This window comes from Ruegeria sp. SCP10 (assembly GCF_040329495.1).
Taxonomy (GTDB): domain Bacteria; phylum Pseudomonadota; class Alphaproteobacteria; order Rhodobacterales; family Rhodobacteraceae; genus Ruegeria.
On sequence record NZ_JBDZYF010000004.1, the window covers coordinates 199,423 to 226,342 of the forward strand.

30 protein-coding genes and 2 tRNA genes are annotated in these 26,920 nt (G+C 55.8%); 25 read left to right on the forward strand and 7 right to left on the reverse strand.

Annotated features, from left to right (window positions below; translation table 11 throughout):
- Positions 1–3: 3 nt before the first annotated feature.
- From ABLN87_RS12280 to ABLN87_RS12295, 4 genes are read right to left on the reverse strand one after another with little or no spacing between them, the layout of a single operon-like run.
- Positions 4–1,344, reverse strand: coding sequence for an NAD(P)/FAD-dependent oxidoreductase (locus ABLN87_RS12280; protein ID WP_353010606.1), 1,341 nt, complete (start codon positions 1,342–1,344; stop codon positions 4–6).
- Positions 1,341–2,837, reverse strand: a complete 1,497-nt coding sequence (locus tag ABLN87_RS12285) for an aldehyde dehydrogenase (protein WP_353010607.1) — start codon at positions 2,835–2,837, stop codon at positions 1,341–1,343. Before ABLN87_RS12285 ends, ABLN87_RS12280 begins: the two co-directional genes overlap by 4 nt.
- Before the next feature lie 3 nt (positions 2,838–2,840).
- Positions 2,841–3,758 carry a dihydrodipicolinate synthase family protein gene (locus tag ABLN87_RS12290; protein ID WP_353010609.1) on the reverse strand — a complete coding sequence of 306 codons (918 nt, stop codon included), beginning with the start codon at positions 3,756–3,758 and terminating at the stop codon, positions 2,841–2,843.
- Between the two features lie 7 nt (positions 3,759–3,765).
- Positions 3,766–4,476 carry a GntR family transcriptional regulator gene (locus ABLN87_RS12295; RefSeq protein ID WP_353010610.1) on the reverse strand — a complete coding sequence of 237 codons (711 nt, stop codon included), beginning with the start codon at positions 4,474–4,476 and terminating at the stop codon, positions 3,766–3,768.
- A 153-nt stretch (positions 4,477–4,629) separates the two neighbouring features.
- Between ABLN87_RS12295 and ABLN87_RS12300 the strand changes: the two genes are divergently transcribed.
- The 5 genes from ABLN87_RS12300 to ABLN87_RS12320 all read left to right on the forward strand — a co-directional run bounded on the left by ABLN87_RS12300 (position 4,630) and on the right by ABLN87_RS12320 (position 10,096).
- Positions 4,630–5,580 carry a GlxA family transcriptional regulator gene (locus ABLN87_RS12300; protein ID WP_353010612.1) on the forward strand — a complete coding sequence of 317 codons (951 nt, stop codon included), beginning with the start codon at positions 4,630–4,632 and terminating at the stop codon, positions 5,578–5,580.
- A 388-nt stretch (positions 5,581–5,968) separates the two neighbouring features.
- Positions 5,969–6,946 (forward strand): glycosyltransferase family 2 protein, encoded by a 978-nt coding sequence (locus tag ABLN87_RS12305; RefSeq protein ID WP_353010745.1) that lies wholly within the window; start codon positions 5,969–5,971, stop codon positions 6,944–6,946.
- 49 nt (positions 6,947–6,995) lie between these two features.
- Positions 6,996–8,465: a hypothetical protein gene (locus ABLN87_RS12310; protein WP_353010614.1), complete on the forward strand. Its 1,470-nt coding sequence runs from the start codon at positions 6,996–6,998 to the stop codon at positions 8,463–8,465.
- Positions 8,466–8,472: 7 nt separating this feature from the next.
- Entirely contained in the window at positions 8,473–9,198 is a 726-nt protein-coding gene (locus ABLN87_RS12315) for a class I SAM-dependent methyltransferase (RefSeq protein WP_353010616.1), read from the forward strand.
- A gap of 4 nt (positions 9,199–9,202) precedes the next feature.
- The gene (locus ABLN87_RS12320; protein ID WP_353010617.1) at positions 9,203–10,096 is read left to right on the forward strand and encodes a hypothetical protein; all 894 of its coding nucleotides are present in this window, start codon (positions 9,203–9,205) and stop codon (positions 10,094–10,096) included.
- A 196-nt stretch (positions 10,097–10,292) separates the two neighbouring features.
- Here ABLN87_RS12320 and ABLN87_RS12325 read toward each other — a convergent pair.
- Positions 10,293–10,367, reverse strand: a tRNA-Thr gene (locus ABLN87_RS12325).
- Positions 10,368–10,450: 83 nt separating this feature from the next.
- Between ABLN87_RS12325 and ABLN87_RS12330 the strand changes: the two genes are divergently transcribed.
- From ABLN87_RS12330 to ABLN87_RS12405, 16 genes are all read left to right on the forward strand, one after another.
- Entirely contained in the window at positions 10,451–10,606 is a 156-nt protein-coding gene (locus ABLN87_RS12330; RefSeq protein ID WP_353010619.1) for a hypothetical protein, read from the forward strand.
- Positions 10,607–10,612: 6 nt separating this feature from the next.
- The gene (gene murA, locus ABLN87_RS12335; RefSeq protein ID WP_353010621.1) at positions 10,613–11,881 is read left to right on the forward strand and encodes a UDP-N-acetylglucosamine 1-carboxyvinyltransferase; all 1,269 of its coding nucleotides are present in this window, start codon (positions 10,613–10,615) and stop codon (positions 11,879–11,881) included.
- Positions 11,878–12,354, forward strand: coding sequence for a DUF2948 family protein (locus ABLN87_RS12340; RefSeq protein WP_353010622.1), 477 nt, complete (start codon positions 11,878–11,880; stop codon positions 12,352–12,354). The genes murA and ABLN87_RS12340 overlap by 4 nt, the downstream gene beginning before the upstream one ends.
- A 22-nt stretch (positions 12,355–12,376) precedes the next feature.
- Positions 12,377–12,871, forward strand: a complete 495-nt coding sequence (locus ABLN87_RS12345; RefSeq protein ID WP_353010624.1) for a GNAT family N-acetyltransferase — start codon at positions 12,377–12,379, stop codon at positions 12,869–12,871.
- A gap of 53 nt (positions 12,872–12,924) precedes the next feature.
- Positions 12,925–14,226 (forward strand): histidinol dehydrogenase, encoded by a 1,302-nt coding sequence (gene hisD / locus ABLN87_RS12350; protein ID WP_353010625.1) that lies wholly within the window; start codon positions 12,925–12,927, stop codon positions 14,224–14,226.
- A 99-nt stretch (positions 14,227–14,325) separates the two neighbouring features.
- On the forward strand, positions 14,326–14,805 hold the full coding sequence (locus ABLN87_RS12355) for a UPF0262 family protein (protein ID WP_353010627.1): 480 nt from the start codon (positions 14,326–14,328) through the stop codon (positions 14,803–14,805).
- A gap of 3 nt (positions 14,806–14,808) precedes the next feature.
- Positions 14,809–15,261: a low molecular weight phosphatase family protein gene (locus ABLN87_RS12360; RefSeq protein ID WP_170536457.1), complete on the forward strand. Its 453-nt coding sequence runs from the start codon at positions 14,809–14,811 to the stop codon at positions 15,259–15,261.
- A 3-nt stretch (positions 15,262–15,264) separates the two neighbouring features.
- Complete coding sequence (locus ABLN87_RS12365; protein ID WP_353010629.1) at positions 15,265–15,663, forward strand: ketosteroid isomerase-related protein; 399 nt, start codon at positions 15,265–15,267, stop codon at positions 15,661–15,663.
- Entirely contained in the window at positions 15,656–16,249 is a 594-nt protein-coding gene (locus tag ABLN87_RS12370) for a GNAT family N-acetyltransferase (RefSeq protein WP_353010631.1), read from the forward strand. Before ABLN87_RS12365 ends, ABLN87_RS12370 begins: the two co-directional genes overlap by 8 nt.
- A 320-nt stretch (positions 16,250–16,569) precedes the next feature.
- The gene (locus ABLN87_RS12375) at positions 16,570–17,445 is read left to right on the forward strand and encodes a carbon-nitrogen hydrolase family protein (RefSeq protein WP_353010633.1); all 876 of its coding nucleotides are present in this window, start codon (positions 16,570–16,572) and stop codon (positions 17,443–17,445) included.
- A 90-nt stretch (positions 17,446–17,535) separates the two neighbouring features.
- On the forward strand, positions 17,536–17,754 hold the full coding sequence (infA, locus tag ABLN87_RS12380; protein WP_005978431.1) for a translation initiation factor IF-1: 219 nt from the start codon (positions 17,536–17,538) through the stop codon (positions 17,752–17,754).
- 11 nt (positions 17,755–17,765) lie between these two features.
- The gene (locus ABLN87_RS12385) at positions 17,766–18,344 is read left to right on the forward strand and encodes a Maf family protein (RefSeq protein ID WP_353010635.1); all 579 of its coding nucleotides are present in this window, start codon (positions 17,766–17,768) and stop codon (positions 18,342–18,344) included.
- Positions 18,341–19,363 (forward strand): ribonuclease E/G, encoded by a 1,023-nt coding sequence (locus tag ABLN87_RS12390; RefSeq protein ID WP_353010637.1) that lies wholly within the window; start codon positions 18,341–18,343, stop codon positions 19,361–19,363. The genes ABLN87_RS12385 and ABLN87_RS12390 overlap by 4 nt, the downstream gene beginning before the upstream one ends.
- A complete protein-coding gene (locus ABLN87_RS12395; RefSeq protein ID WP_353010639.1) occupies positions 19,360–19,542 on the forward strand; it encodes a DNA gyrase inhibitor YacG in 183 nt (60 codons plus the stop codon). Before ABLN87_RS12390 ends, ABLN87_RS12395 begins: the two co-directional genes overlap by 4 nt.
- A gap of 79 nt (positions 19,543–19,621) precedes the next feature.
- Positions 19,622–19,696: transfer RNA gene (locus ABLN87_RS12400), tRNA-Phe, on the forward strand.
- Between the two features lie 201 nt (positions 19,697–19,897).
- Positions 19,898–20,131, forward strand: coding sequence for a hypothetical protein (locus ABLN87_RS12405; RefSeq protein ID WP_353010641.1), 234 nt, complete (start codon positions 19,898–19,900; stop codon positions 20,129–20,131).
- 136 nt (positions 20,132–20,267) lie between these two features.
- On the opposite strand, the gene lhgO is transcribed toward ABLN87_RS12405, so the two are convergent.
- The gene (lhgO, locus tag ABLN87_RS12410; protein WP_353010643.1) at positions 20,268–21,467 is read right to left on the reverse strand and encodes an L-2-hydroxyglutarate oxidase; all 1,200 of its coding nucleotides are present in this window, start codon (positions 21,465–21,467) and stop codon (positions 20,268–20,270) included.
- A 190-nt stretch (positions 21,468–21,657) separates the two neighbouring features.
- Between lhgO and ABLN87_RS12415 the strand changes: the two genes are divergently transcribed.
- From ABLN87_RS12415 to ABLN87_RS12430, 4 genes are read left to right on the forward strand one after another with little or no spacing between them, the layout of a single operon-like run.
- Positions 21,658–22,854: a pyridoxal phosphate-dependent aminotransferase gene (locus ABLN87_RS12415; protein WP_353010644.1), complete on the forward strand. Its 1,197-nt coding sequence runs from the start codon at positions 21,658–21,660 to the stop codon at positions 22,852–22,854.
- A gap of 14 nt (positions 22,855–22,868) precedes the next feature.
- The gene (locus ABLN87_RS12420; RefSeq protein ID WP_353010645.1) at positions 22,869–23,855 is read left to right on the forward strand and encodes a 3-methyl-2-oxobutanoate hydroxymethyltransferase; all 987 of its coding nucleotides are present in this window, start codon (positions 22,869–22,871) and stop codon (positions 23,853–23,855) included.
- Complete coding sequence (locus tag ABLN87_RS12425; protein ID WP_353010647.1) at positions 23,845–24,768, forward strand: DMT family transporter; 924 nt, start codon at positions 23,845–23,847, stop codon at positions 24,766–24,768. Before ABLN87_RS12420 ends, ABLN87_RS12425 begins: the two co-directional genes overlap by 11 nt.
- The gene (locus ABLN87_RS12430; RefSeq protein ID WP_353010649.1) at positions 24,768–25,787 is read left to right on the forward strand and encodes an NAD-dependent epimerase/dehydratase family protein; all 1,020 of its coding nucleotides are present in this window, start codon (positions 24,768–24,770) and stop codon (positions 25,785–25,787) included. Before ABLN87_RS12425 ends, ABLN87_RS12430 begins: the two co-directional genes overlap by 1 nt.
- Positions 25,788–25,832: 45 nt before the next feature.
- On the opposite strand, the gene ABLN87_RS12435 is transcribed toward ABLN87_RS12430, so the two are convergent.
- Positions 25,833–26,759: a LysR substrate-binding domain-containing protein gene (locus ABLN87_RS12435; protein ID WP_353010651.1), complete on the reverse strand. Its 927-nt coding sequence runs from the start codon at positions 26,757–26,759 to the stop codon at positions 25,833–25,835.
- Positions 26,760–26,920: the final 161 nt, after the last annotated feature.

Sequence of the window (26,920 nt, forward strand, 5' to 3'; positions counted from 1 at the left end):
GGGTTATTCTTTGCCCGAGCGCCACTCTTTCCACTTGAGGTAGCTGTTTGCGCCAATTGACGCGAAGGGTTCCGGAGGTAGGCGTGGGGGCGTGGGCTGTGCGGTGAAATGATCGGCGATTTGGGATTTGCCCTGCAGTATGAGTTCTGCGACACCCATGCCCTGCAACGTTCCTCGTGCGATGCCCAGTCCGTTCTGGCAGCAGGCCGAATAGACGCCGCTTTCAAGCTCTCCAAACGCTGCAGATCCGTTGCGGCTGAGGCACAGCATTCCGGCCCAGCGATGCTCCATCCGCAGACCGGGAAGCTGCGGGAACCGTTCACGGAATTTGCGATCATGCACCCGACCGGCCTTTTGCAGCCGCGCCTCAGATGTTTCAAGGTTCGGATGAAAGCTCGAACATGTACGGATCAGAATACGGTCGCCATAACTGCCGGAAATGCGCCGGACCGAAGTGCCCATGGGGTTGGCAGGTGTCACTGACCAGTGGGACTGCCCGCCGAGTGTTTTGATCTGTTCAGGCGTCATAGATTCGGTCAGCGAGGCATAGAGGCAGATATGCATCAGACGCCGCGCGTAGAGGCCGAAGCTTTCGAGATGGCCGTTATTAGCCAGGATGATACTGCCGGTGGTAATTTTTGCATTAGGCGTCTGAACAACCCATCCGTTGCCTTGCTTCTCAAAAGCAGTGACCGGAGAGCGTTCGAACATCCGAACCTGTTCCGCCAACGTCTCAGCCAAGGCACGTACATAGGCTGCGGGCTGGATCATCACGGTTCCGGGTGCATAGAGCGCCGAGGTGTAGTGCGGGCTGCCGGTGATCTCGCCGATCTGCTGGCGATCATACAGCGTATGTGGCTCGCCCAGCTTCTTCAGATGCTCGGCGAACTCCAGGTTGTGGGCGTCACCGCCGGGTGTTGCGGCTGCATTGAACTTGCCGCATGGATCAAAGGCTTCCTGCGGCAGATCGCATTCGGTGGCAACATGGGTCGCAAAGGCGATGGCTTTACGGTTCAGCGCGATGGCAGCGCGATCCGATTCCAACGCATCGCCTGCATAATTATCCGAGGCCAGATCATGCGGCAGATCGATCATGAACCCTGAATTGCGACCAGAGGACCCTTCGGCAATATGCCCGGCCTCAAGCAAGACAGCCCTGAGCGACGGGTCGATCTGATGCAGACGCCGCGCCGCGCTGAGGCCCGCGAAGCCACCACCGACAATGGTGACATCGGCGCTTAGGTCCTTGCTGAGCACTGGCAACGCCTTCCACGGCGGCAGAATAGCATTCCACCCTGCCGGGCCAGTTTGCCGAGGAAGCCGTTTGGCCTCGAACCGCGTCAATCCACGGCCTCATCCGCATCATCGGCCAGATCAATCCAGATGGTCTTAAGCTGGGTGTACTGATCGTGGGCATGAACCGAGTTGTCGCGCCCACCAAAGCCCGATTGTTTGTAACCACCAAAGGGTGTGGTGATATCGCCTTCACCAAAACTGTTCACGGTAACCGTACCCGCACGGATTGCCCGCGCTCCGCGAATGGCGCGTTTGGCGTTGGCTGTGAAGATTGAAGCGCAGAGGCCATAGTCCGTGTCATTGGCGATCTTGATCGCCTCATCGAAAGTAGACACCTCGATCACCGACAGGATGGGGCCAAATATCTCCTCGCGCGCCAGAGTGGCATCGTTTCCGGGAACCTCGACTACTGTGGCCTCGACGAAGCCATCTGCAGCTTTGCCACCGATCACCACATTCTCGGCCTGATCCAAATACCCGCAAACCTTGGTGTAGTGCCCTTCGCTGACGAGCGCTCCCATCCGTGTTTCCGGGTCCAACGGGTCGCCGATATTCCACTGCTTGGCGTGATGCGCAATACGTTCCAGCAGCTCTGCCTTCACATCCTTGTGGACAATAAGGCGCGATGAGGCCGAGCAGTTCTCGCCCATGTTCCAGAACGCGCCGTTCACCACATGGGCCGCCACGCGGTCGAGGTTTTCGGCATCCTCCATTACGATCGCGGGGTTCTTGCCACCCATCTCAAGCACCACCTCTTTGGCGTTGCTTTCGGCGGAATAGGTCAGGAACCGTTTGCCCGTCACGGTCGAGCCGGTGAAGGAGACCATGTCGATATCCATGTGCCGCCCGATGGGTTCTCCAACCTCTGCGCCACCGCCCGGAACGATGTTCAGAACGCCGCGCGGAAGGCCCGCTTCCATCGCCAGCTCGGCCAGGCGCAGGGCAGTCAGCGTTGTTTCAGTTGCGGGTTTCACTATTACCGAACAACCCGCCGCCAAAGCAGGTCCAATCTTCCACGCCAGCATCAGCAAGGGGAAGTTCCAAGGCAGTACCAGCCCCACAACGCCAATCGGTTCCCGCACCACCATGGCGATGTGATCGTCACTGGCGGGCGAGACCTGATCGTAGATCTTGTCAATCGCCTCGGCATGCCATTTCAGGCAATGGATTGTCTCAGGTAGGTCCACGGTTTCGCAGTCGTAGATGGTCTTGCCGCTGTCGATGCTTTCCATCACCGCCAGTTCTCGCGCATTGCGGGTCATCAGTTTGCAAAGCCGGATCAGCACATCCTTGCGGTCGGACGGGTGCAGTTTGGACCACCGCCCATCGTCAAATGCCTCACGCGCCTTTTCGACGGCAAAATCCACATCCGCTGCGCCGCACGCTGCGATATCGGCCAGCGTGTCGCCGGTGGCTGGGTTCACCGTCCCGAATGTCTCGCCCGAGATCGCCGGGCGGAATGCGCCATCGATGAAGGCTCCGGTCGGCAATGCCAGACCTGCAGCGATGGATTTGTATTCATCCCTAGTAAGCAATCCCATGCCTTAGCCCTCCGCCACGATATCTGCGATTGTCTTTTTCAGCACGCGTGTCACCTGTTCCAACGCACGCTTGTCGTCCTTGTTCAGACCTTTCAGCGGAGGCCGCATCACACCTGCGTCGATCCCGTTCATGGTCACGCCATGCTTGATGGTCTGTATGAACTTACCACCCTGTTCCAGAACCCGCATCAGCGGCATCATGGCGGACATGATCCGGCGGCCCTTGGCAAAATTGCCCTCGATCACGCAGGCCTGATACAGGGCCACATGTTCGGCAGGCAGGAAGTTCGATCCGCCGCAGACCCAGAAGGGAGCGCCCCAGGCGAAGAACTCCAGTGCCTGATCATCCATGCCGCAACCCAGCTGAATATGCGGGTAGTCCCGCGCCAGCAGATGCACCCGGTTGATATCGCCCGAGCTTTCCTTGATGCCGCAAAAATTCCGGCTGCGGCCAACACGATCCAGGAACTCCTCGCCCATCATCGTACCGGTCCGATGGGGATAGTTGTACAGTATCACAGGCAAGTCAGCGGCCTTGTCGATGGCCAACGCATTGAGCGCATTTTCACGATCTGTAGGCACCGAGTAGGGAGGGCTGGCCAACAAAATCGCATCAGCGCCGATTTCGCGCGCACCCGTCGCCAAAGCTATTGAGTCCGGCGTCAGCATCGCACCGGTCCCAACGACCAGCGGCAAACGGCCTTTCAGTCGATCATGCGTGAACCGCGCCAGTTCCAGCCGTTCCTCGACAGTCTGCGCATAGTTCTCACCGGTCGACCCGCCCGAGATCAGACCGTGCACGCCGTTCTCAATCAGGTATTCGATCACCTGCGCCAGCGCGTTCCAATTCACGCTGCTATCGTCGTGGTAGGGCGTGACCACCGGGGTATAGATCCCCTCAAACTTGAAAATCGGGTTCATTCGGTCCTCATGCGGGTTTCGAAAGCGGGGACAGGCCCAATGGCACATCCAAGGCGTCTGGCATCACAAACAGTTCGATCTGATCGCGCGACAGGTTCCAGTGTTCTTCGGCCAGCTGCGCAGCCGCCGCCTCATCGTTCGCCTCGATGGCGGCGATGATGGCGTCATGCTGGGTGCTGGCTTCCGCCAGATTTTCGGTCATTTTTGCGGTTTGCGGTCGGTAGAACGTCATCCCGATCCGTGCGTGATCAATCAGCAATCTGTTGAAGGATGGCAGCAGGTAAACATTGCCTGACATCTCTCCCGTCAGTTCATGAAACCGATTGTTGGCGAGTGCGCGATCCGCTGCTGAACCAGAGCGGAGGGCTGATTTAAACGCCAACTGAGCCGTTTTCAGGTCTTCGATTTGGGCAAGCGTCGCGTTCCGGGCTGCCAGACGCAGCACCGCGCCATAGATCATCGGGGCCGCTAGAAAGAAATCGCGCAAGGTGGTATGGGACATCTCGGACACCCGCGCGCTGCGATTGGTGCGCAGGTCTAGATAGCCTTCGCCCCCCAGCTGCCTGAACACTTCGCGCAAAGGGGTTCTGGACAGGCCAAACTCATCCGACAACAGCGCTTCATCCAAGTCCGTGCCCGGCTGAAAGCGCAATGTCAGGATCGAGACTTTCAAATGCTCCATCAAATCGGTCTTCCGAGATTTGGGATCGTCTTTCATCTGACCTCCGAGGCGTCGCTACATTCGAATCGCGGGTTCGGTGCTTCAGATATGTATGCGAACAAAATACAACTTGTATACAGTAAAAAATAATGCAGCATGAACCACCGTTAGTAGTTCCGGCCGGAATCGGCCCCTTGAGTGGAAGCCCCAATGCGTCAGACGCGGCATATCACCTTCATTTTGGTCGAGGAGTTTTCCCACCTTGCGTTTTCATGCGCGGTCGAACCGCTGCGCATTGCCAATTGGGTCAGTGAAGAGCAGCTTTATGATTGGTCTATGATTTCCGAAGACGGTGAGCGCGCGGTTTGTTCAAATGGGCTGGTTACATTGGTTCATGGCGGTCTGGATGACATACCAAAAACAGACCAGCTGTTTGTTCTGTCTGGCATTCACATGCGCAATCATGTCACGCGGCCTTTGTTGGCAACGCTCAGGCGCGAGCGGGCGCAGGGCACGCCGATTGGCGCTTTGTGCTCGGGCGCCTGGGTGTTGGCCAAGGCGGGGTTTCTGGACGGGATGCAAGCCGCAATTCATTGGGAGTACCACGACGCGTTCATGGAGGCCTTTCCAGAGGTCAATTTGGTACGCAGTGTTTTTGTCGCGGATGAGAAGCACATCACCGCCTCGGGTGGCACCGCGACTGCTGATTTGATGTTGCATTTGATCGAACGCGATCACGGGGCTGAGCTGGCGGTCGCGGTGGCCGATCAGATGGTTTACAATGCGGTGCGCAATGCGACCGCGAAGCAACGCGTTTCGCTGCAATCACGCAATGGTATGCGTAACGCCCACCTGGCCAGGTCGATAGAGATCATGCGCGACAGTATCGAAACGCCGGTGTCGCCGTCTGATATTGCGGAGAGGCTGGGAATCTCAACACGCCAGCTTGAACGCCTGTTCGGAAAATACCTGAACACCTCACCTAAGAAATACCTGATGGAGATGCGGCTGGAGCGTGCACAAAAGCTGCTATTGCAGACCGAAGCCTCGATCACGGAAGTTGCTTTTGCCTGCGGATTTGAAAACCCGGGCCATTTCTCGCGCGTTTACAGATCGAGCTTTGGTGTGACACCGCATTCTCAGAGAAACAAATTGGATTGATCTCAGCGTAATGTGGTGGGGTGAGCATGACAGTCGCAAAATAGGGACGTAACACGCCCACCCCGTTGGCCGACCTTGAACCCCCTCGTTAAAATCTGACTAGTAAACTGATCGATCGGTAAGGCTGAACTACACAGCGAAACTGGCAGAACTATTACAATATCATGACAGTTTTGGACGCGATTGTGACACAATAATTAATGTGCTGCCCTCTTTGTTAACGTAACCTGTGTTTCGTGAACTTGGCTAAGGCCCTCGCGTCATCGGCAGTGCAATCAGGTCGCAGTTGGGTTTCGGCTTCTTGGGTCGATGGTGACAACTCAGAGAAAATGGACAACACTCGCCGGGCGATCGCAGAATGTCGTATCGGGCAGGTAGAGTGAACAAAATGACGCTAAAGGCGCTTCCCAAGCTGGTGGTTCAGATCCCGTGTCTGAACGAAGAAGAAACCTTACCTGCCGTTATTCGCGACATCCCGCGCGACATCTCCGGCGTGGGTAAGGTCGAGCTTCAGGTCATTGATGACGGATCAACGGATCGCACCAGTGAGATCGCAAAGGAACTTGGAGTTGAGCATGTTGTTCGCAACCGCGGCAACAAAGGGCTTGCCCGTTCGTTTCAGATCGGGATCGACAACGCCTTGGCTCAGGGGGCGGATATCATCGTTAACACGGATGGTGACAACCAATATTCCGGTGCATCCATCCCTGATCTGATTGCACCCATTCTGGCCAGGAAGGCTGACGTGGTCGTCGGAGATCGGAAGCCCGGCGAAAACCAATCGTTCTCGCCCGTTAAGCGGATATTGCAACGGGTTGGCAGCCGCGTTGTTTCGGGCTTTGCGGGGCTAGAGGTGAACGATGCCGTTTCGGGGTTTCGCGCCTATTCGCGCGATGCGGCGTTGCATATCAACGTCATGACCAAATTCAGCTATACAACCGAAACACTTATCCATGCTGGACAGACGGGCTTGAGCGTCGTGACCGTCCCTATTGAGGTCAATCAGGTCGAACGACCATCGCGTCTGTTCAAATCCATGCGGTCCTTCATCTCGCGGCAGATGGGGACCATCTTGCGCAGTTACGTTATGTACCGCCCGCTCAAAGCCTTTGCTACAATCGGTCTGGTGCTGCTGCTGATCGGGATCGTACCGATCGCGCGGTTCGTGTTTTTCTACCTGATCGGGGATGGCGACGGCAAAATTCAATCGCTTGTCCTGGGCGGTGCGTTTGTGGTGATGGGGTATTTCACGATCATTATTGCGATCCTGTCGGAAACGATTGCCACAAACCGGCGCTTGCTCGAAGCGACGTTGCGCCGGGTTCGCGAGTTGGAACAAAGGGCGGAGCATGCAGATCGTGCATAACGCTTCGCAAACGGGACTTGTGGCATATTGGGCAAGAAGACCATTTGCGATGGTTGCCCTTATCGGAGCAGCCTACCTCGCGGTTTTATGCTGGCTTGCACCGGGCCTTTCCCCTGATCCGTTTTTCGGGGGCGCAATCTACGATGGTTACTACTACGCCATCCTGAACGGGCATTTCGATCTGCCACCCCGACTATTGCGGTTCGAAGGACATTATACACCCGACGCGCAAGGTTATCTTTATCACGGGGCGGGGCCGTTGCTTCTGCGCTTCGTGTTCGGTTGGGCCTGGCCGTTCGAGGCGATCCCGATGGCCGGGTTTTCGATCTGGTTCTGGACCGCACTTGGAACACTGGGTTATCAGGTGGCGCTGACAGATATGATTACTCAAACCGCGACACCGGTACAAAGGAATGCGCAGGGTTGGGCAGTCTTTTTTGCAGCGACTTTGTGGGTTTGCGGACCTGCGACCCTGCTTGTGGTCAACCAATCCCTCTATCACGAACCTATCGCGCTGGCATATGGCGCGGCGGGTGCCTTTGTGGCGGTTTGGGTGCGCTTTGGTCACGACCAGTTGCATCCTCTGCTGGCGTTTTCTGTATTGGCTTTGTGTGCAGCTATCACGGTGCATGCTCGCCCGAACCTGGCGATCGGACTGTATGTGGCTTTAACCGCTCTGTGCGGTTGGAGCGTAATTAAACACGGTGTGCGAATGCTGCTACCTGCGTTGCTCGCAGGTGCAATCCTGGGGGCCGGGGGACTGCTCTATCTGGGTTTGAACACCCTCAGATTCGGCGGGGCCGCTGAGGTCCATGGCTCGTTCGAGGCAAGCGAAACCCAATATGGCACGGTTTTCTGGGGGATAGAGCCTCAGGATTCCCCACGCGCACAGGCCTTTACCGAACATGGCCGATTTAATGTTCAGCGTATTCCACCGAATGCAGGGTTGTATGCATTTGACCTGCCTGCTCTGGAACTGACGCACGGCCCGTCGATGGCGATGTACAACCTATTCCAACGGGCGACAGAAGACCGTCTGGGATATATCAGGGTCGAAGGGCCACGTTACGGGCTTTTGTGGCTTTGGTTGATTTGGGCTGGGTTCGCAGCCATCGGTTTGACGCAGGTCAGGCGTGCAGAACATCTGGTGCTGGCTGCCGGTTTGTTGGTTGGCGTTCTGGTCACGCTGTCCTATGGGACGATTACGCTGAGATACCGTTTTGATCTGTGGCCACTGGTAGCATTTCTAAGCTTTCTTGGGATATCCCGCGTTTTGGCGGGTGTTTCGAACGGTCATCAGCCCGGCAACTTCAAACGACTGGTCCTTGCCGTGGCGCTGATTGGAACAACAGTCACGACGATGGCCGCGTTTCAATACACGGGTATGTTCCGTGAGATCGAGGGCAGCTTCTTTGCACCCTGGAGCAACGGCTACTGCATCGATTTGGCCGAAGGCGCAGGGTTTTCGTCCGACCAGATGCCCGTGATCTGCCGAGCACCGACTGAGTTGAAGGGATAAGATTGGGATGCGTCTGCTCAAATCCATTTATGTCAACCTAATGCGCATCTTGGCGGCTATGGCCCGGGCAACAGGTTTTGCCGGGTTTCTCGAGCGGCGGCGCGCCAAAGGGCGCGGCTGGCATTGGATGTCCAGCCTGTTCGCGATCTACGACATCGATGCTATGGTCGGCCTCGACGTGCCATGGTGGACCTACGACGCCATAGAGCAGGTGGATGCATTCCTGGCTTCACGCCCGGCGCGCGTGTTCGAATATGGATCGGGTGCCAGCACAGTTTGGCTGGCACGCCGCGCGTCATCTGTTACCAGCGTCGAACATGACGCGCCTTGGTACAAGGATGTGACAGCCAAGATTCCGATGGTTGAGGGCTTATGCCCCACCGAGGTCAAGTTGTTTGAGGCAAGTAGTGCTTCGCCCACTGACGCTCTGTATCTATCAGAAAAAGCCAATGGTTCTCGGGTAAATTTTGCGGCCTATGCCAGTGCAATAGATGCCGAAGACGGTGTGTTTGATCTGATCGTCGTGGATGGCCGCGCGCGTCCAGCCTGCTTGAAACATGCAATCCCCAAGCTGGCACCGGATGGGATTATCGTGTTCGACAATTCTCATCGCGCGCGCTACCGCCAATCGATCAACGATTGCGGGTTGTCCGAAACCAGGTTGCGCGGGCTGGTTCCGACCTTGCCTTATCCAGATCAGACCTCGCTCCTGCGCGCCGAACCGGCGGGATAGGCCGATGCCGGCGGCACATCTGCTCAAGGATGAGGTGCTACGTCGAAGACTGGCGCGCGGGATTGGCCTGCTGGTTCTGGCGCTGTCCGTCATTTTCATCGGACGCGAGATTGCACGCAATTGGGACGCGCTGATCAACTTCGATCCACCCGAGGGGTTCTTTCTACGTTGCGCAGCGATGGTTGCCCTCTATTCAGCGTTGCTATTTGTGCTGGCCGAGATGTGGCACCGCATCGTGCAACTATTCGGACCCGAGCCACGCCGCCGGACGTATCGGTCATTCACCCTCTCTCAAATCGCGCGATACGTTCCCGGCAATGTTGTCCACCTTTTGGGGCGAGCTGTATTGCTGCGCGGCGGGGTGCTGAGCGACAAGCAGTTGGCCATGGCGACCTTGGTCGAACTAATTTGCTTACCCGTTGCCGCTTTGGTGATCTTGGTAACTGGTGTTTGGTTCGTGCCTTTTGACATTCTATCGTTCGACGCCGTTGGCCCTGTCTGGCCTATACTTACGATTTCAATCGCTGTTCTGCTGACCCTGGTACTAGGTTTTTTTGCCGTCAAGCAGAGCCTCACACTCTCTGCTTTGCTCTTGATTGCGCTTCTTGCGATCGCATTTCTTCTGGGTATGAGCTCCGTCGCCGCCTGGGTCCTGAGTGCAATCGACGATGTACCCACAGGCGTCGTGGCGCTCGCCGGTGTTGTTTCTTGGCTGATAGGGTATGCAACGCCTGGTGCGCCAGGCGGTTTAGGCCCTCGCGAAGCCGCGTTCATCGCAATCTTAAGTGGCGCTACGACACCCGGTTCAGCCCTGATCGCTGCGGCTGTTTTCCGGCTGATTACCGTCGCTGGGGACGTTGTGTGCTTTGCGATAGGGGTTGCCCTTTTTAGGCGTTAGCGCGGGTATTTGAATGACCTGTGTCGACTTTCTCTCCGTATTGCCTATCGAAGGCAGGAAGAGGTGGGATTGGGCTATTTGGCAGGTACTGAGACACGCGTAATAGAGAAATATCGCATGTAAGTTACCAAGCAAACGAGGGCTAAACCGGTCAAATGCACCGATTTCGAGGCTTTTGAACTATCGTGGATTCTGATGGTGCTGCTGGAGAGAATTGAACTCTCGACCTCTCCCTTACCAAGGGAGTGCTCTACCTCTGAGCTACAGCAGCATCGTGGGCGGGTGATTAGACTTAAACGAAACGCGGCGCAAGGGTATCTGGACGGTTTTTTTCGCCTCCTGTAGAGAAAGACCATGGCAGAGAAAAATGCACAAAAAAATCACGGCAAATCCGGGAATGCGCGCGAAGAACGCCTGAAGGCTGCGCTAAAGGCAAACATGGCGCGGCGTAAGGCGCAGGCTAAGGCGCGGGCCGCTTCCGGAAATAAAGCTGACAAAGACGAGGGATAAGAGCAGATGGATTCGATTCTGGTGACGGGCAACGGCCCGCTGAACGGACAAATTCCGATTGCGGGGGCTAAAAATGCGTGTTTGACGCTTATGCCCGCAACGCTTCTCAGTGAAGACCCGCTGACGCTGACCAATGCGCCGCGGCTGAGCGACATCAAGACCATGACCGCCTTGCTGCAATCGCTGGGCGCCGAGGTGTCGTCATTGCAGGACGGGCAGGTGATCGCGATGTCGAGCCACAACCTGACCAGTCAAACCGCAGACTATGACATCGTGCGCAAGATGCGCGCGTCCAATCTGGTGCTGGGCCCGCTTTTGGCGCGGTTTGGACAAGCGGTTGTGTCACTGCCGGGCGGATGCGCGATTGGTGCGCGCCCCATGGACCTGCATGTGGAAGGGCTTGAGGCTCTGGGCGCTGAGATTGAGCTGAAAGACGGCTATTTGCATGCCAAGGCTCCGGGCGGGCTGAAAGGCGCGGTACATGAGATGCGCTTTGCCTCGGTCGGGGCGACCGAGAACATCGTCATGGCGGCAACCCTTGCCAAAGGCACTACCGTCCTGAAAAACGCCGCGCGCGAGCCCGAGATTGTCGATCTTGTGGAGTGTTTGCGGAAGATGGGCGCGCAGATTGCGGGTGAGGGGACCTCGACCATCGAAATTCAGGGCGTGGATCGGTTGCACGGGGCGACCCATCAGGTTGTGACCGACCGGATCGAGCTGGGTACATATATGCTGGCCCCGGCCATCTGTGGTGGTGAGATTGAATTGCTGGGTGGGCGCATGTCGTTGGTCGAATCGTTCGCGGCCAAACTGGACGCGGCGGGTGTAAGCGTTGAAGAAACAGATAAAGGCCTGAAAGTGGCACGTAAAAACGGGCGTGTGACAGCCGTGGATGTGGTCACCGAACCTTTCCCGGGCTTCCCTACTGACCTTCAGGCCCAGATGATGGCGCTGATGTGTACGGCCGAGGGGACCTCGGTGCTGGAAGAGCGTATCTTCGAGAACCGCTTTATGCATGCGCCTGAGCTGGTTCGCATGGGAGCCCAGATCGAGGTGCATGGCGGAACAGCGACTGTTACAGGTGTTGAATGTTTGAAGGGCGCGCCTGTCATGGCGACCGACCTGCGCGCTTCGGTTTCGCTGATCCTGGCAGGGCTTGCCGCCGAAGGTGAGACCACGGTAAGTCGGGTCTACCATTTGGATCGCGGCTATGAACATGTGGTGCGCAAGCTGGAAGGTGTGGGTGCCAAAATCGAACGGATCAAGGGCGAATGACTGACGCAAGTTTCGAAGACGGGCGCGAGGCCCCATTGAACCTGGGGGCCGAGGATGCGGATGATCTGCAGGTCATCTCAACCCTGTCGCAAGACGCGGTGTTTCCGGTGACCGAAATGACATGGCAGCCGTCGCAACGGCGTTTTGGGTTGCTGTTGAACCGATTTCGCTGGGAAGACAAGGACGCAGCCACCCGTCGCGACCGCCCGTTCGAGCGTGTACAGTCTGTGCTGGTTTTTGACTCAGTATTGTCAGTCTCCAGCCAGGGCATCGACCGCAGCGACAAAGATATGATCTTGTCGCTGCTGTCCGTTGATTTTGAGCCCGGTGAAGATGGGTCCGGACTGATCCTGCTGACCTTGGCGGGGGATGGTGCAATCCGGCTGAAGGTCGAAGCGATTGATGCAACGCTCAAGGATGTGACGCGCCCTTATCAGGCGCCCTCAGGGCAGGCTCCGCATCATCCAGAATAAGCGCGGCATATCGCAGGCGTTCGTGAACCCCGCCCAAAAGCTGGTCCTGCGCCGTGCCACCGTGTTCGACGTGTTTCAGATGAGCCGGGTGTTGATCCGGTCGATTACCCATTTGTGTGCAGCGGATCATGGAAACGATCCGCGCCTTGTATCGCTCTGGACGGCCAACAAAGACCCGCAGAGCATTCGGGGTCGGATACAATCCGGCTCTGAGCTTTGGGTGGCCGAACTGGCCGACCAGATTGCCGCTGTTGGCGGTGTTCGGCAGGGAACCAAGGTTTCGCTGCTCTATGTTGATCCAGGATACATCCGACGCGGCATTGGGCGTGCTTTGCTGGCACGGTTAGAGCAGGAGCTTGCAGATCAGGGATGCCTGCAGGCTTCCTTGGAGGCGACGCATACCGCCCGCGCGTTTTATCTCCGCTTTGGCTGGGTGCAGACCGGCGCATCCGAAGATTGGCACGGAATGACCCAATTCCCCATGCGCAAATCGCTGCACCCTACCAAGAAGGGTTGAGACCTGCCGGCCCCGGCGATATGTCCGCTTGGAACGTTTCGGAGTGCCAGATTATGCCCGTTTTTCTCGATACCACATCGCCCGAGTTTGAAGCCGCCTTTCAAACTCTGCTGTCTGCCAAGCGCGAAGACAGCCCGGACGTGGACGCGGTTGTGGCCGAAATCATCGAAGATGTACGAGCGCGCGGTGATGCAGCGATCATCGAACTGACCGCCAAGTTCGACCGGTTGGACCTGACACCAGATACGCTGGCGTTCAGCGCGGCTGAGATCGCGGATGCTGTAGAACAGGTCTCTGCCGAAGATCGAGCCGCGCTGGAATTGGCTGCGGCTCGTATCCGGGCCTACCACGAGCGGCAGATGCCGTCTGATCAAAGCTGGACGGATGAAAGCGGTGCGACATTGGGCTGGCGTTGGTCCGCGGTCTCTGCGGCGGGCCTCTATGTGCCGGGTGGGCTGGCATCCTACCCGTCATCCGTGCTGATGAACGCGATTCCGGCCAAAGTGGCGGGTGTTGGGCGGTTGGCGATCACGGTGCCGACACCGGACGGTCAGGTCAATCCACTTGTTCTACTGGCTGCGCAATTGTCCGGTGTGGATGAAATCTACCGGATCGGTGGTGCTCAGGCCATCGCCGCGCTGGCCTACGGGACGAAGACAATTGCCGCTGTGGACAAGATCACGGGGCCTGGAAACGCATTCGTTGCGGCGGCCAAACGGCGCGTCTTTGGCAAGGTGGGCATCGATATGATCGCCGGGCCGTCCGAGATTCTGGTGATCGCTGACAAAGACAATGATCCGGATTGGATCGCCTTGGACCTGCTCAGCCAGGCGGAACACGACGAAAGCGCCCAGTCGATCCTGATCACAGATGATGCCGCCTTTGGTCAGGCCGTTGCGCAGGCGGTGGAAAAACGTCTGGAAAGCTTGCAGCGGCGTGAGATCGCGGGGGCCAGTTGGCGGGATTTTGGGGCTGTTATTACCGTGCGCGATTTGGATGAGGCCGCGACCTTGTCGAACCGCATCGCACCTGAACACCTTGAGCTTTGCGTGGCAGACCCGGCGGCGCTGAGTGAAAAGACCATCCATGCCGGAGCGATTTTCCTGGGCCAATACACGCCCGAAGCCATTGGCGACTATGTCGGTGGGCCGAACCACGTTTTGCCCACGGCACGCTCGGCACGGTTTTCATCGGGTCTGAGCGTCATGGACTTTCTCAAGCGAACGACGCTCAGCCAGATGACACCCGCAGCCCTGCGTGCCATCGGTCCGGCGGCTGAGCAACTGGCACAGTCTGAAAGCCTTGAGGCGCATTGGCTGTCTGTCAGCGCGCGTTTGAATCGGTTGAATGGATGAGGTGACGCAAAGGCGTATCGAAAGCGCAGCGTGGATACATTGCCGAACGATATCGCTTGTTATAGGTCTGGGCGGACGACAAGGATTGTGACCGTAAAGATGACCCGTATTTCGCATATCGAACTGGATGACCGTAACCTGCCCCCGCCGACCCCAGAGATCGAGCAGGAGCGCAAGGTCGCCATCTACGATCTGCTGGAAGACAACAGCTTTGCGCTACCCGCGCGTGACGACCGTACAGTTCCGGACGGGCCCTATCATCTGCAACTGTCGATCCGCGATAAGCGGCTGGTTTTCGACATTGCCACCGAGGCTGCAGAAAAAGCTGCCGAGTTCCACCTGTCGCTTGGCCCGTTCCGTCAGGTGGTCAAAGACTATTTCCAGATCTGCGAAAGCTATTTCAATGCGGTGAAGACCTTGCCACCAAGCCAGATCGAGACCATCGACATGGCCCGGCGCGGCATCCATAACGAAGGCAGCCGGGTGTTGCAGGAGCGACTTGAGGGTAAGGCCGATGTGGACACCGATACCGCCCGCCGCCTGTTCACGCTGATCTGCGTGCTGCATTTCGGGGGGTAACGCGTGAAGCCTCTGCCGCAGTCGGTCCTGTTTTGTTGTGACCACAACTCGGTCCGGTCCCCGATGGCCGAAGGCATCATGAAGAAATTCTATGGCACCGGCACCTATGTCCAATCCGCCGGTGTCTATAATGATCTGGAAATCGACGGGTTCTGTATCTCGGTCTGCCATGAGATCGATGTTGAGTTATCGCGCCATCGCTCGCGGTCGTTTGATGAGATGCAGGAATGGGGTGATGACCTCAGTTCCTTTGATCTGATTGTCGCGCTGTCGCCCGCAAGCCAGCGCAAAGCACTGGAACTAACGCGGGTTTTTCATCTGGATGTCGATTATTGGCCAATAATGGACCCTACCGGGATGGGTGAGACGCGCGAAACCAAGCTACACCACTACCGACAGACCCGCGATCAGATCATCAAGCATCTGAAGGACCGCTGGGGCGAACCTACGGAGTGACCCATGAACCAGACCGTCAAAACCTATTTCGATGCCTTCAACGCTGGTGATGTCGATGGCATGCTGGCCTGCTTGTCCGATGATGTGGCCCATCACGTGAACGAAGGCCAGATCCGTGTGGGCAAAGAAAAGTTTGCGGCTTTCTGCGCCCATATGAACCGCTGCTACAAGGAAAGCCTGACCGACATCGTGGTGTTCGAGGCCGAAGGCGGTACCCGTGCAGCAGCCGAGTTCATCGTCAACGGCACCTATCTGGAAACCGACGAAGGGTTGCCGGATGCCCATGGTCAGACCTATCGCCTGCCGGCTGGGTCGTTCTTCGATCTGAAAGACGGTAAAATCACTCGCGTCACTACTTTCTACAACCTTGTGGATTGGACCAAGCAGGTCTCGAATGGCTGAGGTCACCGCGCTCCGCGCCCTGACCGGAGCGGCGCTCGAAGCTGCTCTGGATGACGTGGCACGCCTGCGGATCGAGGTGTTTCGGGCTTGGCCGTATTTGTACGACGGTGATCTGGAGTATGAGCGGACGTATCTGCAATCCTACCGCGACAGTGACAAGGCCACTGTTGTTGGCGCGTTTGAAGGGGATCGTCTGGTTGGTGCTTCGACTGGCGCACCGCTGATGGATCACGCCGACGATTTCGCAGCGGCCTTCGATGGCACGGGTCTGGACTTGTCGCAGATCTTCTATTGTGCGGAATCTGTCCTGTTGTCTGACTATCGCGGGCAGGGCGTCGGGCATAAGTTCTTTGATTTGCGCGAAGCTCATGCCCGGGAACTGGGCTTCGCCAAATGCGCTTTTTGTGGTGTGCAACGCCCAGCGGATCATCCGCTCAGACCCGAAAAATACCGACCGCTAGATGGGTTCTGGCGAGCGCGAGGATATGAGCCCTTGCAGGCTGTCATTGCGCAGTTTTCTTGGAAGGATATGGGGGAAGAGGGCGAAACGCTCAAGCCGTTGCAGTTTTGGATCAGAAGTCTTTGAAACGATTTTGGATCACGTTTGGGTTCTCGGATGAAGATACTCCACCGCCCGGCGAAAATTTGGGCGTAGGGGTTGCGGCGACATCGCAGAAATAAGCTCTTGCGATCATCCAGAACAAGATGTTCAACAAGGGAGACTTGCCGAAAGTTGAGAAAATCGTTGAGGACGTGGATCTGTCAAATTTGGAGGCCAGGCACGTCAAACCAAATATGGGCATACCCGAGTTGCCCGGTATCTGGTTTCCCACAGGCTATGAGTGACAAAGCCCATAGTGAGCCTGTCTCAGGTTCTTTGTCGTGTCTTTGAGCGAGAGGTTCGTAATGAAAGTCGCCACTGCTGCCTATAACCTTGATTGGCTCGATAGCTGGGCGCAATACGAGGATAAGCTGGATCGTTGGGTTTCGGACGCCGCTGAGCAGGGTGCTGAGTTGCTGGTGTTCCCGGAATACGGCGCGATGGAGCTGTCTACGCTGGAGGGCGCGGACGTGGCCGGCGACCTCGAACGGTCAATCCTAGCGGTCTCGGACCGGATGCAAGACGTGCAGGCCCTGCATCAACGTCTCTCTCAGGCTTACGATACATACATCCTGGGCGCGTCAGCCCCGGTTGCGAGTGATGCAGGCCGCCCGGTGAACCGCGCGTCGCTTTACACCCCGAACGGTCGGCAGGATCATCAGGACAAGCAAATCATGACCCGGTTCGAGCGCGAACACTGGGACATCGCCCCCGGTGGACCGCTCAAACTGTTCGATACCGCGCTGGGCAAGATCGGCATTCTGATCTGCTATGACAGTGAGTTTCCTTTGCTGGGCCGCGCCCTGAATGAAGCGGATATCATACTGGTCCCGTCCTGCACCGAGGCACTTTCAGGCTATTGGCGGGTTCGCATCGGGGCGATGTCGCGTGCATTGGAGAACCAATGCGTGACGGTGATGGCCTCGTTGGTTGGTAACAATGACTGGTCCGAAGCAGTCGATATGAACACCGGCACAGGCGGCATCTTCGGCCCGCCCGATAAAGGGTTTCCGCAGACCGGCGTTCTGGCCGAGGGTACTCTGAACCAGCCTGGCTGGACCTACGCCGACATCGATCTGAGCGCCATCGCCAACGTCCGCGACGATGGGCATGTCCTAAACCGCGCGCATTGGGACGAGCAAAACCCCCGAGTCGAAACGGTCACAATCTCAACGCTTTAGTGATTCTGGCCTTGAAATAAGGCCGAAATAGGCTCATTTAGGCGCACATCCTCGCAGATTCTGCGAGTGCAACCTAACGATGGAGACAACATGGCCAAGGAAGATACGCTCGAATTTCCCGGTGTCGTGAAGGAACTCCTGCCTAATGCGACGTTTCGGGTCGAGCTGGAAAACGGCCATGAGATCATCGCACATACGGCAGGCAAGATGCGCAAGAACCGCATCCGTGTTCTGGCTGGCGACAAGGTTCAGGTCGAGATGACCCCTTATGATCTGACCAAAGGTCGGATCAATTATCGCTTCAAGTAACGCTCTAACCAATGGCGTTTATCCTCGGATCGGGCAGCCCTAGGCGGCTGGACCTGCTGGCGCAGCTTGGCGTGCAGCCCGATGCTGTCAGACCTCCGGATATCGATGAAACGCCGCTTAAGGGGGAACTACCTGTTCCCTATTGCCACCGCATCGCTCGGGAAAAAGTCAAAGCGGTTAAGGCGGGTGATGATGATGTTGTGCTGTGCGCTGATACAACTGTCGCCCTGGGTCGTCGCATACTAGGCAAGCCCGAGGACGCTGGCGAGGCTGCGGCGTTTTTATATGCCCTGTCCGGGCGACGTCACCGTGTGGTCACGTCGGTGGCTGTGCGGCGCGGAGATCGCCTTTTGCAGCGCGATGTGGTCTCGCAGGTGCGGCTCAAGCGCCTGTCGGATATGGAAGTGAACGCCTACCTTAATACCGGAGATTGGCAAGGCAAAGCCGGTGCCTATGCCATTCAAGGACCCGCAGGTGCGTTCATCCCGTGGATTTCGGGATCGTTCACTGGCATTGTTGGACTACCCTTGGCCGAGACATCGGGATTGTTGCAAGCCATCGGATACCCGCTTTATCGAGGGACGCCATGAAGGGTCGCACGATTGTTCTGGACCATATCGAAGGCCGCGAAGCTGCAGCCTTGATGGTGGATGGTAAGCTGGATGACTTTCTGATCGCAGGGGATGCCCCACCGCCCGGAACGATCTACCGCGCCAAGGCAGATCGCCCTGTCAAAGGGCAGGGTGGTATGTTCCTGACAACCCCCGATGGACCTGCTTTTCTGCGACAGGCAAAAGGGCTGGCCCCGGGCGCTTTGCTGCTGGTTCAGGTCACCGGATATGCCGAAGAAGGCAAGGCGCTTCCGGTTACTGATCGGGTCTTATTCAAAAGCCGATATGCAATTGTTACGCCGGATGCGCCGGGCCTGAACATTTCGCGCAGTATCCGGGATGAAGACGCGCGGGACCGGCTACTGGAAATCGCCCATGATATGATGGGCGAAAGCCCCTATGGCCTGATCCTACGCTCCTGCTGTGCCGGTGCGGATGCCGAAGAGATTGCTGAAGACATCAGTGCGATGCTGGCGCAGGCCGAGCAGATTTTGGATGATCCGAGCACTGAACCCGAAACACTGAGCGAAGGCGACAGCCCCCATGTGCTGGCCTGGCGCGATTGGACCGACCCGGCGGACGTTTTCACTGAGCCTGGAGGGTTTGAAACCCACGGCGTTCTGGATGCGCTCGACACTGCACGCGGCATTCAGGAACCGCTGGCAGGCGGAGGGTATCTGTTCATCGAGCCGACGCGGGCTTTGGTCGCCGTAGACGTCAATACGGGCGCCGACACATCGCTGGCAGCTGGCACGAAGGCGAACTTCGCCTGCGCCAAACAGTTGGCCCGCGCGTTGCGGGTACGGGGTCTGGGTGGGCAGATCACGCTGGACCTTGCCCCAATGCCCAAGAAAGACCGTCGGGGTTTTGAACAAGCCCTGCGCACTGCTTTCCGGCATGACCCGGTGGAGACAACTCTTGCTGGCTGGACTCCTTTGGGCCATTTCGAGTTGCAGCGGAAAAGAGCGCGTATCCCATTGAAAGAGGTGCTGAAATGAGCTGCCCGATCTGCGGGGAAGATACGGTCGTCAAGTTCCGCCCGTTCTGTTCGAAGCGTTGTGCAAATATCGATCTTGCTAAATGGCTGAACGGCTCCTACGCCGTGCCATCACAACGCGAAGAGGATGTTGAGGCGGACGAATCCGATACCAGCCAGATCGGGCAGCGGCCGCACTGAAAAAATGTGAAAAAGCCTCTGGACAGTCCCTGACGCAAGTCATAGAACGCCTCCACCCAACGGCAAGCGCCGTTCCCGTGCCCGGGTAGCTCAGGGGTAGAGCAGTGGATTGAAAATCCTCGTGTCGGTGGTTCGATTCCGCCCCCGGGCACCATTTATATTCTTGATATATATGAGAAGTTTCACTCTCCTGTCCCTTTCTGTTTGGTGGGCTTGACAGTTTTTTGAGAGGGTTTGACAACTTCGGCCAAAACCTTCTCTCTTTTCCGGATCGAGTGCCTCTAGAGGGCCAGCATGCACAACGTGGCGAGCTATACGACTGTTTGCGGCATAAGCAATTGGATTGGAGAGTGAAATGAACGCCTCGCCAAATTGGATTGTGGTTGGAACTCAAGAAGCAAAGGCAAGCGAGCGGAGAGACTGGACCTTTTCGCCAAGGGAAGCGGCTGGTTCACGAGAGGGATTCTTTCTTGTCCAAGACCCGTTCAATATAAGAAAGGGTGTCGTGCCGTTAGCCGACACTCAGTTTTCTGCCTTTGCTGCCGGAGAATTGTTTCATTTTTACATTAAGGGCATTTCTGGGGCATAGTGAAGTTCGCTAAACCGGATTTTCAAACACTCGGTCACCGCCAACCAGAACCTAGAATCCAAAAATTCGCACCAACTACATAAGAAACAGTGGGAACTTTTGTTGGCGCAGTGACCTTCGATTTACCTGCCCCGAGCTATCGGTTCATTACTTTCTCACATATTTCCTGAGCTATCGGCAAAGCGCTTGTTGCTGCCGGTGATGGCGCGTTCAAAACGAATGTCATACAATCCTGTGATCTGAACAGAAAATCGTCTTCCAGTCGGCCGTCAGGATGCACGATCTGGGCACGATGACCTGCCACGTAGTGACACAAATCCCGCAACTCAACTTTTGGGCAGTATTTTTGAACTTGTTTGAGATAGTAACGCTTTGACACCGCGCTTCGAATTTCATTGGCTATGGCGCTAGGATGTTTGGCAAGCGATCGCCAGAATCCTGCGAACAAGGCCATTTCGCGAAAGTCTTCTGAGCTGAATGACACTTTGGAGTATCTTTCACGTGCCAGAGAAATAATGGCATTCGGCCCTACTGTGATCGAACCATCAATTATAGGCGTCAAATGGATGCCCAGAAACGGTAGGTTGGGGTCAGGCACAGGATAGATCAGATGCTTGACTAGTTTGGATTTCCGTTCTGGAAGACGATAATATTCCCCCCGAAACGGCACCACTTTAACATCGCAGGCAAATCCAGCCATGCGAATGATACGGTCTGATTGCAACCCTCCACAAACGACAAGATGCTCAAACCCGATCATACCCCTTTGTGTGATGAGAGCGGTTTTTCCATGCCTACTGTCGATGTCTATCAAAGTGGTGGAGGGCAGAAACGTCCCACCATTGGCCAGAAAATCCTCTAGTAGAGCTCGTGTTATTTGAGGATAGTCCACAATGGCGGTGTCCGGCAGCCGAACCGCTGCGCATCCGGCAATATTGGGCTCTATGGTCGTGAGATCAGCCAATGACAGGTCTTGAACTGTTACACTGTTCTGACACGCGCGATCCGCCAGAGTGCTCAGTCGTCCTTTCTCTTGGTCATTTGTGGCGACCAATAGCTTCCCACGAGTCTCGTACTTCAGGCCTTTCACCTTGCAAAAGTGCTTTGTTCTAAGCAGACCTTCACGACAAAGCTCGGCCTTTTTACTGCCTGGTGTGTAGTAAGCGCCAGTATGAACAACGCCGCTGTTGCGTCCCGTTTGGTGACGCGCAGGTGCATCTTCTTTGTCGATGAGTAGTATCCGCGCCTTGGTCGCTTGCTTGCTAAGCTCCAGCGCAGAAGCTGCACCAACGATTCCGGCTCCTACCACTACGTAATCGTAAGTTCCGAGATCCATAAACTATCCAGTATTTTAAGCTCTTGATGTGCTGGGCAAAGAACAAATCATGAGGCTGTATATGACGTGGCAATGATTGCAGGTCAGCCTCGCTTTTTCTAATGCTGGCTAAGATATCCCAAATTTTCTGAAAAGCCTGAACGACTTAGAACAGCTTCGACAGGAACAGAATAGTTTACAAGGTATTGCCATGACGGATTTCAGTGCCATCAGCAAATTTTCCACGACTCTTGATGACGTGCCATTCTCGGTTTTTGAGAGCATCGTAACCGCCTTGAAAAGTGCTAATGCAAGCGAGATCGCGGGCCTACATCAGGGAAAAACCACCTATCAACCTTGCCCAGATGTAAAATCGTGGCCTGCGGGCGCATTCGAACTCGAACACAACGTCCATGCCCCACCGCAAGGTATCGGATCGCTCAAAGAGGCTATCCAATCCGCTCATGTGAAGCGCGGTTACGGCAATTTTTTGATGGATCAACTTATGATCTGTTCTGGCGCAACCCATGGCTTAAAGGTCGCCGCAGACTCTGTCCTAAATCCAGGTGATGAGGCGTTGATCTTATCACCTCAGTGGCTTTTTGCGCGCGGCGTGTTGAAGTCCTGTAACGCTGTGGTTCGTGAGGCCCCTTTGTTTCTCGCCCTATGCGAAGATCCCAACCTTGATCTGCGCGCGTACCTTGAAAACGCCGTAACGGCCAAGACGCGGCTCATTTATTTCAACACGCCGAACAACCCGACCGGATATTCGATGAGCCGAGCGCAGCTGCAAGAATTAGTCAATTTTTGCCACGAAAAAGGGATCTGGCTTGTCGCAGACAACGCGTACGAGTTCTACGACTATTCTGAGCACGGATTCATAGACGCGCGAGATCTGGACGGCGGCGATGAGATTACCTTCTCGATCTACAGCTTCTCCAAAAGCTACATAGTGCCAGGGTATCGGGTTGGCTACCTGATTAGCCCCAATGCGCGTGCATTGGATATGCAGAAGCGCGGATTGCATACCGTTTATTCTGTGGCAACGCCATCACAATACGGCGCGTGGCAAGCGCTTAAGACCCCGACAGAGCAGTTGCAGTTCCAGCGTGACGAAACGCTGGCACGCGCAAAAATTGCTCTAGAATGCTTGACCGTTCCCCATCTGGGTTTTTCGGGCGGGTTTTATTTGTTCCTCGATCTCTCGGCGCTTGGGCCGGCAGGCCCTAGGCCATTCTACGAGGGACTGTTGGAAAACGGCATTTCTCTCGCACCTGGGCAGGCGTTCGGAACCGGCATGGAAAGCTATGCCCGACTTTGCTTCACGGCTGTCGAACGTGAGTTGCTGAGGAAGAGTATTCAGACCATCAACGAAGTTTTTTCAACCCGCGTGGCTATCGCGGCTTAATTTGGAGCACAAAAATGCCTCAGAACTTGTTTGGATTCCTGGCTGAACAGTCAAAGGAAGGCCGAGAGATCCCTCGCCTGAAAATCAACCTGTATCGCGATTATGAAGTCGCGGCCGTCGCAAGCTCGGCGATGCAGTTGCGCAAGGAAGGTCTGCCTTGTCGGGTGGAATGCGTCATGATTTCGGATTCGTACCTGATGACGCATATGGGACAGAACGCCACTGCGTTGGAAACTCCGGCGGCTCAGGCTGAGTTCTTCAATACGATGAAAGATCTCACCAAAGAGGTAGCAGAAGAGGTCTCACGGAGCTTCCCCGCGAACATCCGCCCATTTGTGCTGGCTGATATGCCCGACGGATCGACAGCAGACGCCGAGAACGCGATTAAGAACGCCTCCCAGATGCTCGCCGTTGGCGCGGATGCAGTGAAGCTGGAGATATTCTCTCCTGACCGTTTTGAAATTGTAAACGCGCTTACAAACGCGGGTATTCCGGTCATTAGCCATCTCGGATACACCCCGCAAAACGGCGAGAACCGTCCGGTCGGCAACAGCATCGAGGAGGCTTTGGATCTATTTGCCAAAGCACGGATGGCCCGGGATGCTGGCAGCATCGGTCTGGTGTTGGAACGGGTCAATGAATTTGTGAACCAATGCCTGTGTCGGCCATCTCTACACGGCATTCCGTCTTACAGCATCTTCAGTGGTCAGTCGGATTGGGGCGGGCAGTCTCTGAATGTTTGGGACTCGATCATCAAGCCTGATTTCAAAAACAGCTTCTTCCCGGATACGGCAACAAAGACCAGAGCCGATTTCCCTGAATGCTACACCAAGGAGAAGTTGACCGCCTCGATGTATGAGCTGATGCGGCAGGCCATTACTCTGGCTTACCCGCGTTCGCCGGTATCAAAGCTCACCCAGACAGACTTGCGGCAAGTGATCTGCACAGACCCATGGCGCGAGACTGCGCATTTGTCGGGGAGACGCCTCCGTGCCGCCTGATAAGCACAGTTTTCGAATTGGCGTTGTCCAACTCATTTCCGCCATGTGCATCGCCGGGACAATCGGCGTGCTCGTGGTGGAATCCGGACAATTGCCGACGAACATCGTCTTCTTTCGGTGCTTAATCGGAGCTCTTAGCCTGATTCTGATCTCACTGGTGACAGGCGATCTCTCTTTGCGCGGCATCACGCGCAAAGATTGGATACTGATAGGTATCGGTGGCGCTTGCCTAGTCTATAACTGGCTCTTCCTGTTCATGTCCTACCAGACGATTTCCCTGTCGTTGGGCACAGTAGTCTACCACATCAAGCCTTTCGTCATCATGCTTGTCGGGGCATTTCTCTTTTCAGAGCGGCTTACGGGCCATTCCATCGCGTGGACTGTTCTGGCCTTCATCGGTATGCTCTTGGTCGTCGAAATCAGCTTTGACTCGCTGCATATGGAAGCGAGCAAAGCCCTGGGCATCCTGTATGCTCTTATCGCGGCCCTGATGTACTCGGCTTCCACGCTCATTGTGAAGTATGTGCGCAGCGCTTCGGGCATCAAAATTGCACTGCTGCAAACGTCGCTTGGTGTTGTCCTGTTGTTGCCATTTACCCAGCTGTCAGAGCTGACCCTTGGCGAGGGTGCTTGGATATTCCTGCTGATCCTCGGCGTGGTGAACACAGGCGTCATGTACAGTTTGAACTACTCCGCCTATCAAAGGCTTCCTTCGTATTCGATTGCGGTACTGTCGTTCATCTACCCCATTGTCACTATCGTCACGGACTACATCTTCTACGGTTTTTTGTTCAATTGGGTGCAGCTGATCGGAGTAGTGCTGATCTTTGCAGCCACCCTTGGCGTGAATCTTGGTTGGCGCATTCTTCCCAAGTTGAGTTTTCGGAAAACAATCAATGATCGGAGCACATAATGGTCATTAAAGACAGAGCTTTTCTTCTCGGCGGCGGTCTTGGACTTGTTGGGTGGCACATCACCCAAGAACTGTTGAGAAAAGGCGCTCGCGAAATTCGCATTTTGGACAACAACGCATTTTCCGAGCCTCACACGGTCAATGCATTGGGAGCAATTCCCCAGGTCAAGATCCACAACGGTAGTGTTCTAAGCCGTGATGATTGCGCAGAAGCTATGCGTGGTGTCGATGGGCTGTTTGTCTTGGCTGCCTGCATGAGCCGGTTTACTAAAGAAGATCCTCGCCGCACGCTGGACATCAACCTCATTGGAATGGACAACCTGCTCTCGGCTGCGGTTGAAGCCGGGGTTTCGAATGCGGTGTTTTCATCCTCAACTGGGGTGTATGGCTATGCCGTGTCGGGGTCGGTGACAGAAGATATGCCACTCGGATCGGAAGGCGTGAACAGCGCAGCGGTTATCTACGGCGCATCAAAGCTGATCGGCGAAAAACTCTGTGAACACTATTCCTCAACCTCAGACTTGAAAGTCGTGTCACTGCGTTACTCGACTGTTTATGGCGAGCATATGCATAGCCGTGCTGCCAACGCTCGCTACATTCTTGGGGTAATTGACCAGATCAATCGTGGTGAAGCTCTATCATATTTCGATGGCGGCTTTGAGACCAAGGATTTCGTCTATGGTGGCGATGTCGCCCGCGCCAACGTCATGGCTATTGAATCTGATCTCGATCAGGAATCCTTCAATATTTCTGGTTGTAGAATGATCCCTGTAAAGGAGATCGTCGGCATTATTCAGAAAGAAATGGGATCGCAACAAGAGCCGAAAAACCTTAGCAGTGCGAACATTGTGAGATTGGTGTCGCCTGACCCCTTCATCTACTGCTGCGACAAAGCCAAGGCCATGCTGGGCTGGGAACCCGAAATGAGTTTTGAAGATGGAATTAACCGCGTCGTCAACTGGCGCGCTGGCATTGAAGCCGAATTTGATTTCGACACGTTAGGCAAGAAAAGCGCCTGACGAGCGGGCCCGGCGACTATCCTCTTCCTGAATGTTCGCCGGGCCTCACCTAAACGGCAAACCGATATCGTCAGCTATGTGCTTTTTGATCCACCTACGAAATTTCTTGGCCGCCAACTTTGGAGTGCGTCGCTTGGGCGTCAGCACATAGTATCCTCCCTTTGCTGGCACCCAGGAACCAACCGGTGCAACAAGCACACCTTCATCCAGATATTTTTTTGCAAGAGAGTATCTCGCCAACCCAACGCATCTTCCTTGCAGCACAGAGCTGAGAAGCGCCATTGCGTCGTCAAAAATCGGACCTTTGCCACCGTCAAGTATCTGAGAATCTTCAACCTGTAAAAAATTGGCCGCCCAATCGACCCATTTTGTGACAACTAAAGGATTTGTTCCAGATGCGTGCGCGCGCCGCACCTTGACGATATCGACCGGTGTCTGAATCGAGCGCGCGAAATCAGGCGTACAGACCGGCGCGACAAAATCCTTCAAAATAAGCTGACTGTCTGCGTCATCGTAGCTCCCGGCACCGTATCTGATTGCAACGTCAACGTCCTCTTTATCAAAGTTCACCAGCCCTGATGACGAGACAATGCTCAGCTGGACTGTAGGCAACTCTGCCGCGAACGCTTCAAGCTGGCCGAGCAACCAACCATGGGCCAAAGACGGAATTACGCTCACGCGCAACGGCCCTTCCTCTGCGGTGTTGGTCAGCTCGTGGGTCGCCTGGCTGATCAGATCAAAGGCGGGCCGAATGCTGGTGAAGTACTTTTCGCCCTCCTGCGTGAGTACAAGCCTGTTGGACATACGCTCGAACAATGGAGCATTGAGGTAGGTTTCAAGGCTCGTGATATGCTGGCTGATAGAGGAAGCAGAGACATTCAATGCTTTTGATGCCTGCGATATGCTGCCTAAACGGGATACAGTATCGAATGCACGCAATGCGTTTAAAGGCGGTATCTTTTCTATCGACATCACGATATCAATTCTCAAACAACTATGATCAACTTTAAAGTGTGGACGGTCTATGTACCAAGCCCCGTTCAGAGTGAATAGTTTTTTCCATGTTGCGCAAGTTTGCGCCCACGATCATTTCAGTTGGGGAGATACAGCCCTGCAGTCGGTGAGGCATCGTA

What these genes read in the sequence shown, in the direction of transcription:
- ABLN87_RS12420 (WP_353010645.1), top strand. Translation starts at nt 22,869, where the DNA reads ATGCCTCAGAACTTGTTTGGATTCCTGGCTGAACAGTCAAAGGAAGGC.
- hisD (WP_353010625.1), top strand. Translation starts at nt 12,925, where the DNA reads ATGCCCGTTTTTCTCGATACCACATCGCCCGAGTTTGAAGCCGCCTTT.
- ABLN87_RS12365 (WP_353010629.1), top strand. Translation starts at nt 15,265, where the DNA reads ATGAACCAGACCGTCAAAACCTATTTCGATGCCTTCAACGCTGGTGAT.
- murA (WP_353010621.1), top strand. Translation starts at nt 10,613, where the DNA reads ATGGATTCGATTCTGGTGACGGGCAACGGCCCGCTGAACGGACAAATT.
- ABLN87_RS12390 (WP_353010637.1), top strand. Translation starts at nt 18,341, where the DNA reads ATGAAGGGTCGCACGATTGTTCTGGACCATATCGAAGGCCGCGAAGCT.
- ABLN87_RS12310 (WP_353010614.1), top strand. Translation starts at nt 6,996, where the DNA reads ATGGTTGCCCTTATCGGAGCAGCCTACCTCGCGGTTTTATGCTGGCTT.
- ABLN87_RS12415 (WP_353010644.1), top strand. Translation starts at nt 21,658, where the DNA reads ATGACGGATTTCAGTGCCATCAGCAAATTTTCCACGACTCTTGATGAC.
- ABLN87_RS12305 (WP_353010745.1), top strand. Translation starts at nt 5,969, where the DNA reads ATGACGCTAAAGGCGCTTCCCAAGCTGGTGGTTCAGATCCCGTGTCTG.
- ABLN87_RS12300 (WP_353010612.1), top strand. Translation starts at nt 4,630, where the DNA reads ATGCGTCAGACGCGGCATATCACCTTCATTTTGGTCGAGGAGTTTTCC.
- ABLN87_RS12285 (WP_353010607.1), bottom strand. Translation starts at nt 2,837, where the DNA reads ATGGGATTGCTTACTAGGGATGAATACAAATCCATCGCTGCAGGTCTG.
- ABLN87_RS12355 (WP_353010627.1), top strand. Translation starts at nt 14,326, where the DNA reads ATGACCCGTATTTCGCATATCGAACTGGATGACCGTAACCTGCCCCCG.
- lhgO (WP_353010643.1), bottom strand. Translation starts at nt 21,467, where the DNA reads ATGGATCTCGGAACTTACGATTACGTAGTGGTAGGAGCCGGAATCGTT.
- ABLN87_RS12405 (WP_353010641.1), top strand. Translation starts at nt 19,898, where the DNA reads ATGAACGCCTCGCCAAATTGGATTGTGGTTGGAACTCAAGAAGCAAAG.
- ABLN87_RS12385 (WP_353010635.1), top strand. Translation starts at nt 17,766, where the DNA reads ATGGCGTTTATCCTCGGATCGGGCAGCCCTAGGCGGCTGGACCTGCTG.
- ABLN87_RS12320 (WP_353010617.1), top strand. Translation starts at nt 9,203, where the DNA reads ATGCCGGCGGCACATCTGCTCAAGGATGAGGTGCTACGTCGAAGACTG.
- ABLN87_RS12430 (WP_353010649.1), top strand. Translation starts at nt 24,768, where the DNA reads ATGGTCATTAAAGACAGAGCTTTTCTTCTCGGCGGCGGTCTTGGACTT.
- ABLN87_RS12295 (WP_353010610.1), bottom strand. Translation starts at nt 4,476, where the DNA reads ATGAAAGACGATCCCAAATCTCGGAAGACCGATTTGATGGAGCATTTG.
- ABLN87_RS12315 (WP_353010616.1), top strand. Translation starts at nt 8,473, where the DNA reads ATGCGTCTGCTCAAATCCATTTATGTCAACCTAATGCGCATCTTGGCG.
- ABLN87_RS12340 (WP_353010622.1), top strand. Translation starts at nt 11,878, where the DNA reads ATGACTGACGCAAGTTTCGAAGACGGGCGCGAGGCCCCATTGAACCTG.
- ABLN87_RS12290 (WP_353010609.1), bottom strand. Translation starts at nt 3,758, where the DNA reads ATGAACCCGATTTTCAAGTTTGAGGGGATCTATACCCCGGTGGTCACG.
- ABLN87_RS12330 (WP_353010619.1), top strand. Translation starts at nt 10,451, where the DNA reads ATGGCAGAGAAAAATGCACAAAAAAATCACGGCAAATCCGGGAATGCG.
- ABLN87_RS12370 (WP_353010631.1), top strand. Translation starts at nt 15,656, where the DNA reads ATGGCTGAGGTCACCGCGCTCCGCGCCCTGACCGGAGCGGCGCTCGAA.
- ABLN87_RS12395 (WP_353010639.1), top strand. Translation starts at nt 19,360, where the DNA reads ATGAGCTGCCCGATCTGCGGGGAAGATACGGTCGTCAAGTTCCGCCCG.
- infA (WP_005978431.1), top strand. Translation starts at nt 17,536, where the DNA reads ATGGCCAAGGAAGATACGCTCGAATTTCCCGGTGTCGTGAAGGAACTC.
- ABLN87_RS12435 (WP_353010651.1), bottom strand. Translation starts at nt 26,759, where the DNA reads ATGTCGATAGAAAAGATACCGCCTTTAAACGCATTGCGTGCATTCGAT.
- ABLN87_RS12375 (WP_353010633.1), top strand. Translation starts at nt 16,570, where the DNA reads ATGAAAGTCGCCACTGCTGCCTATAACCTTGATTGGCTCGATAGCTGG.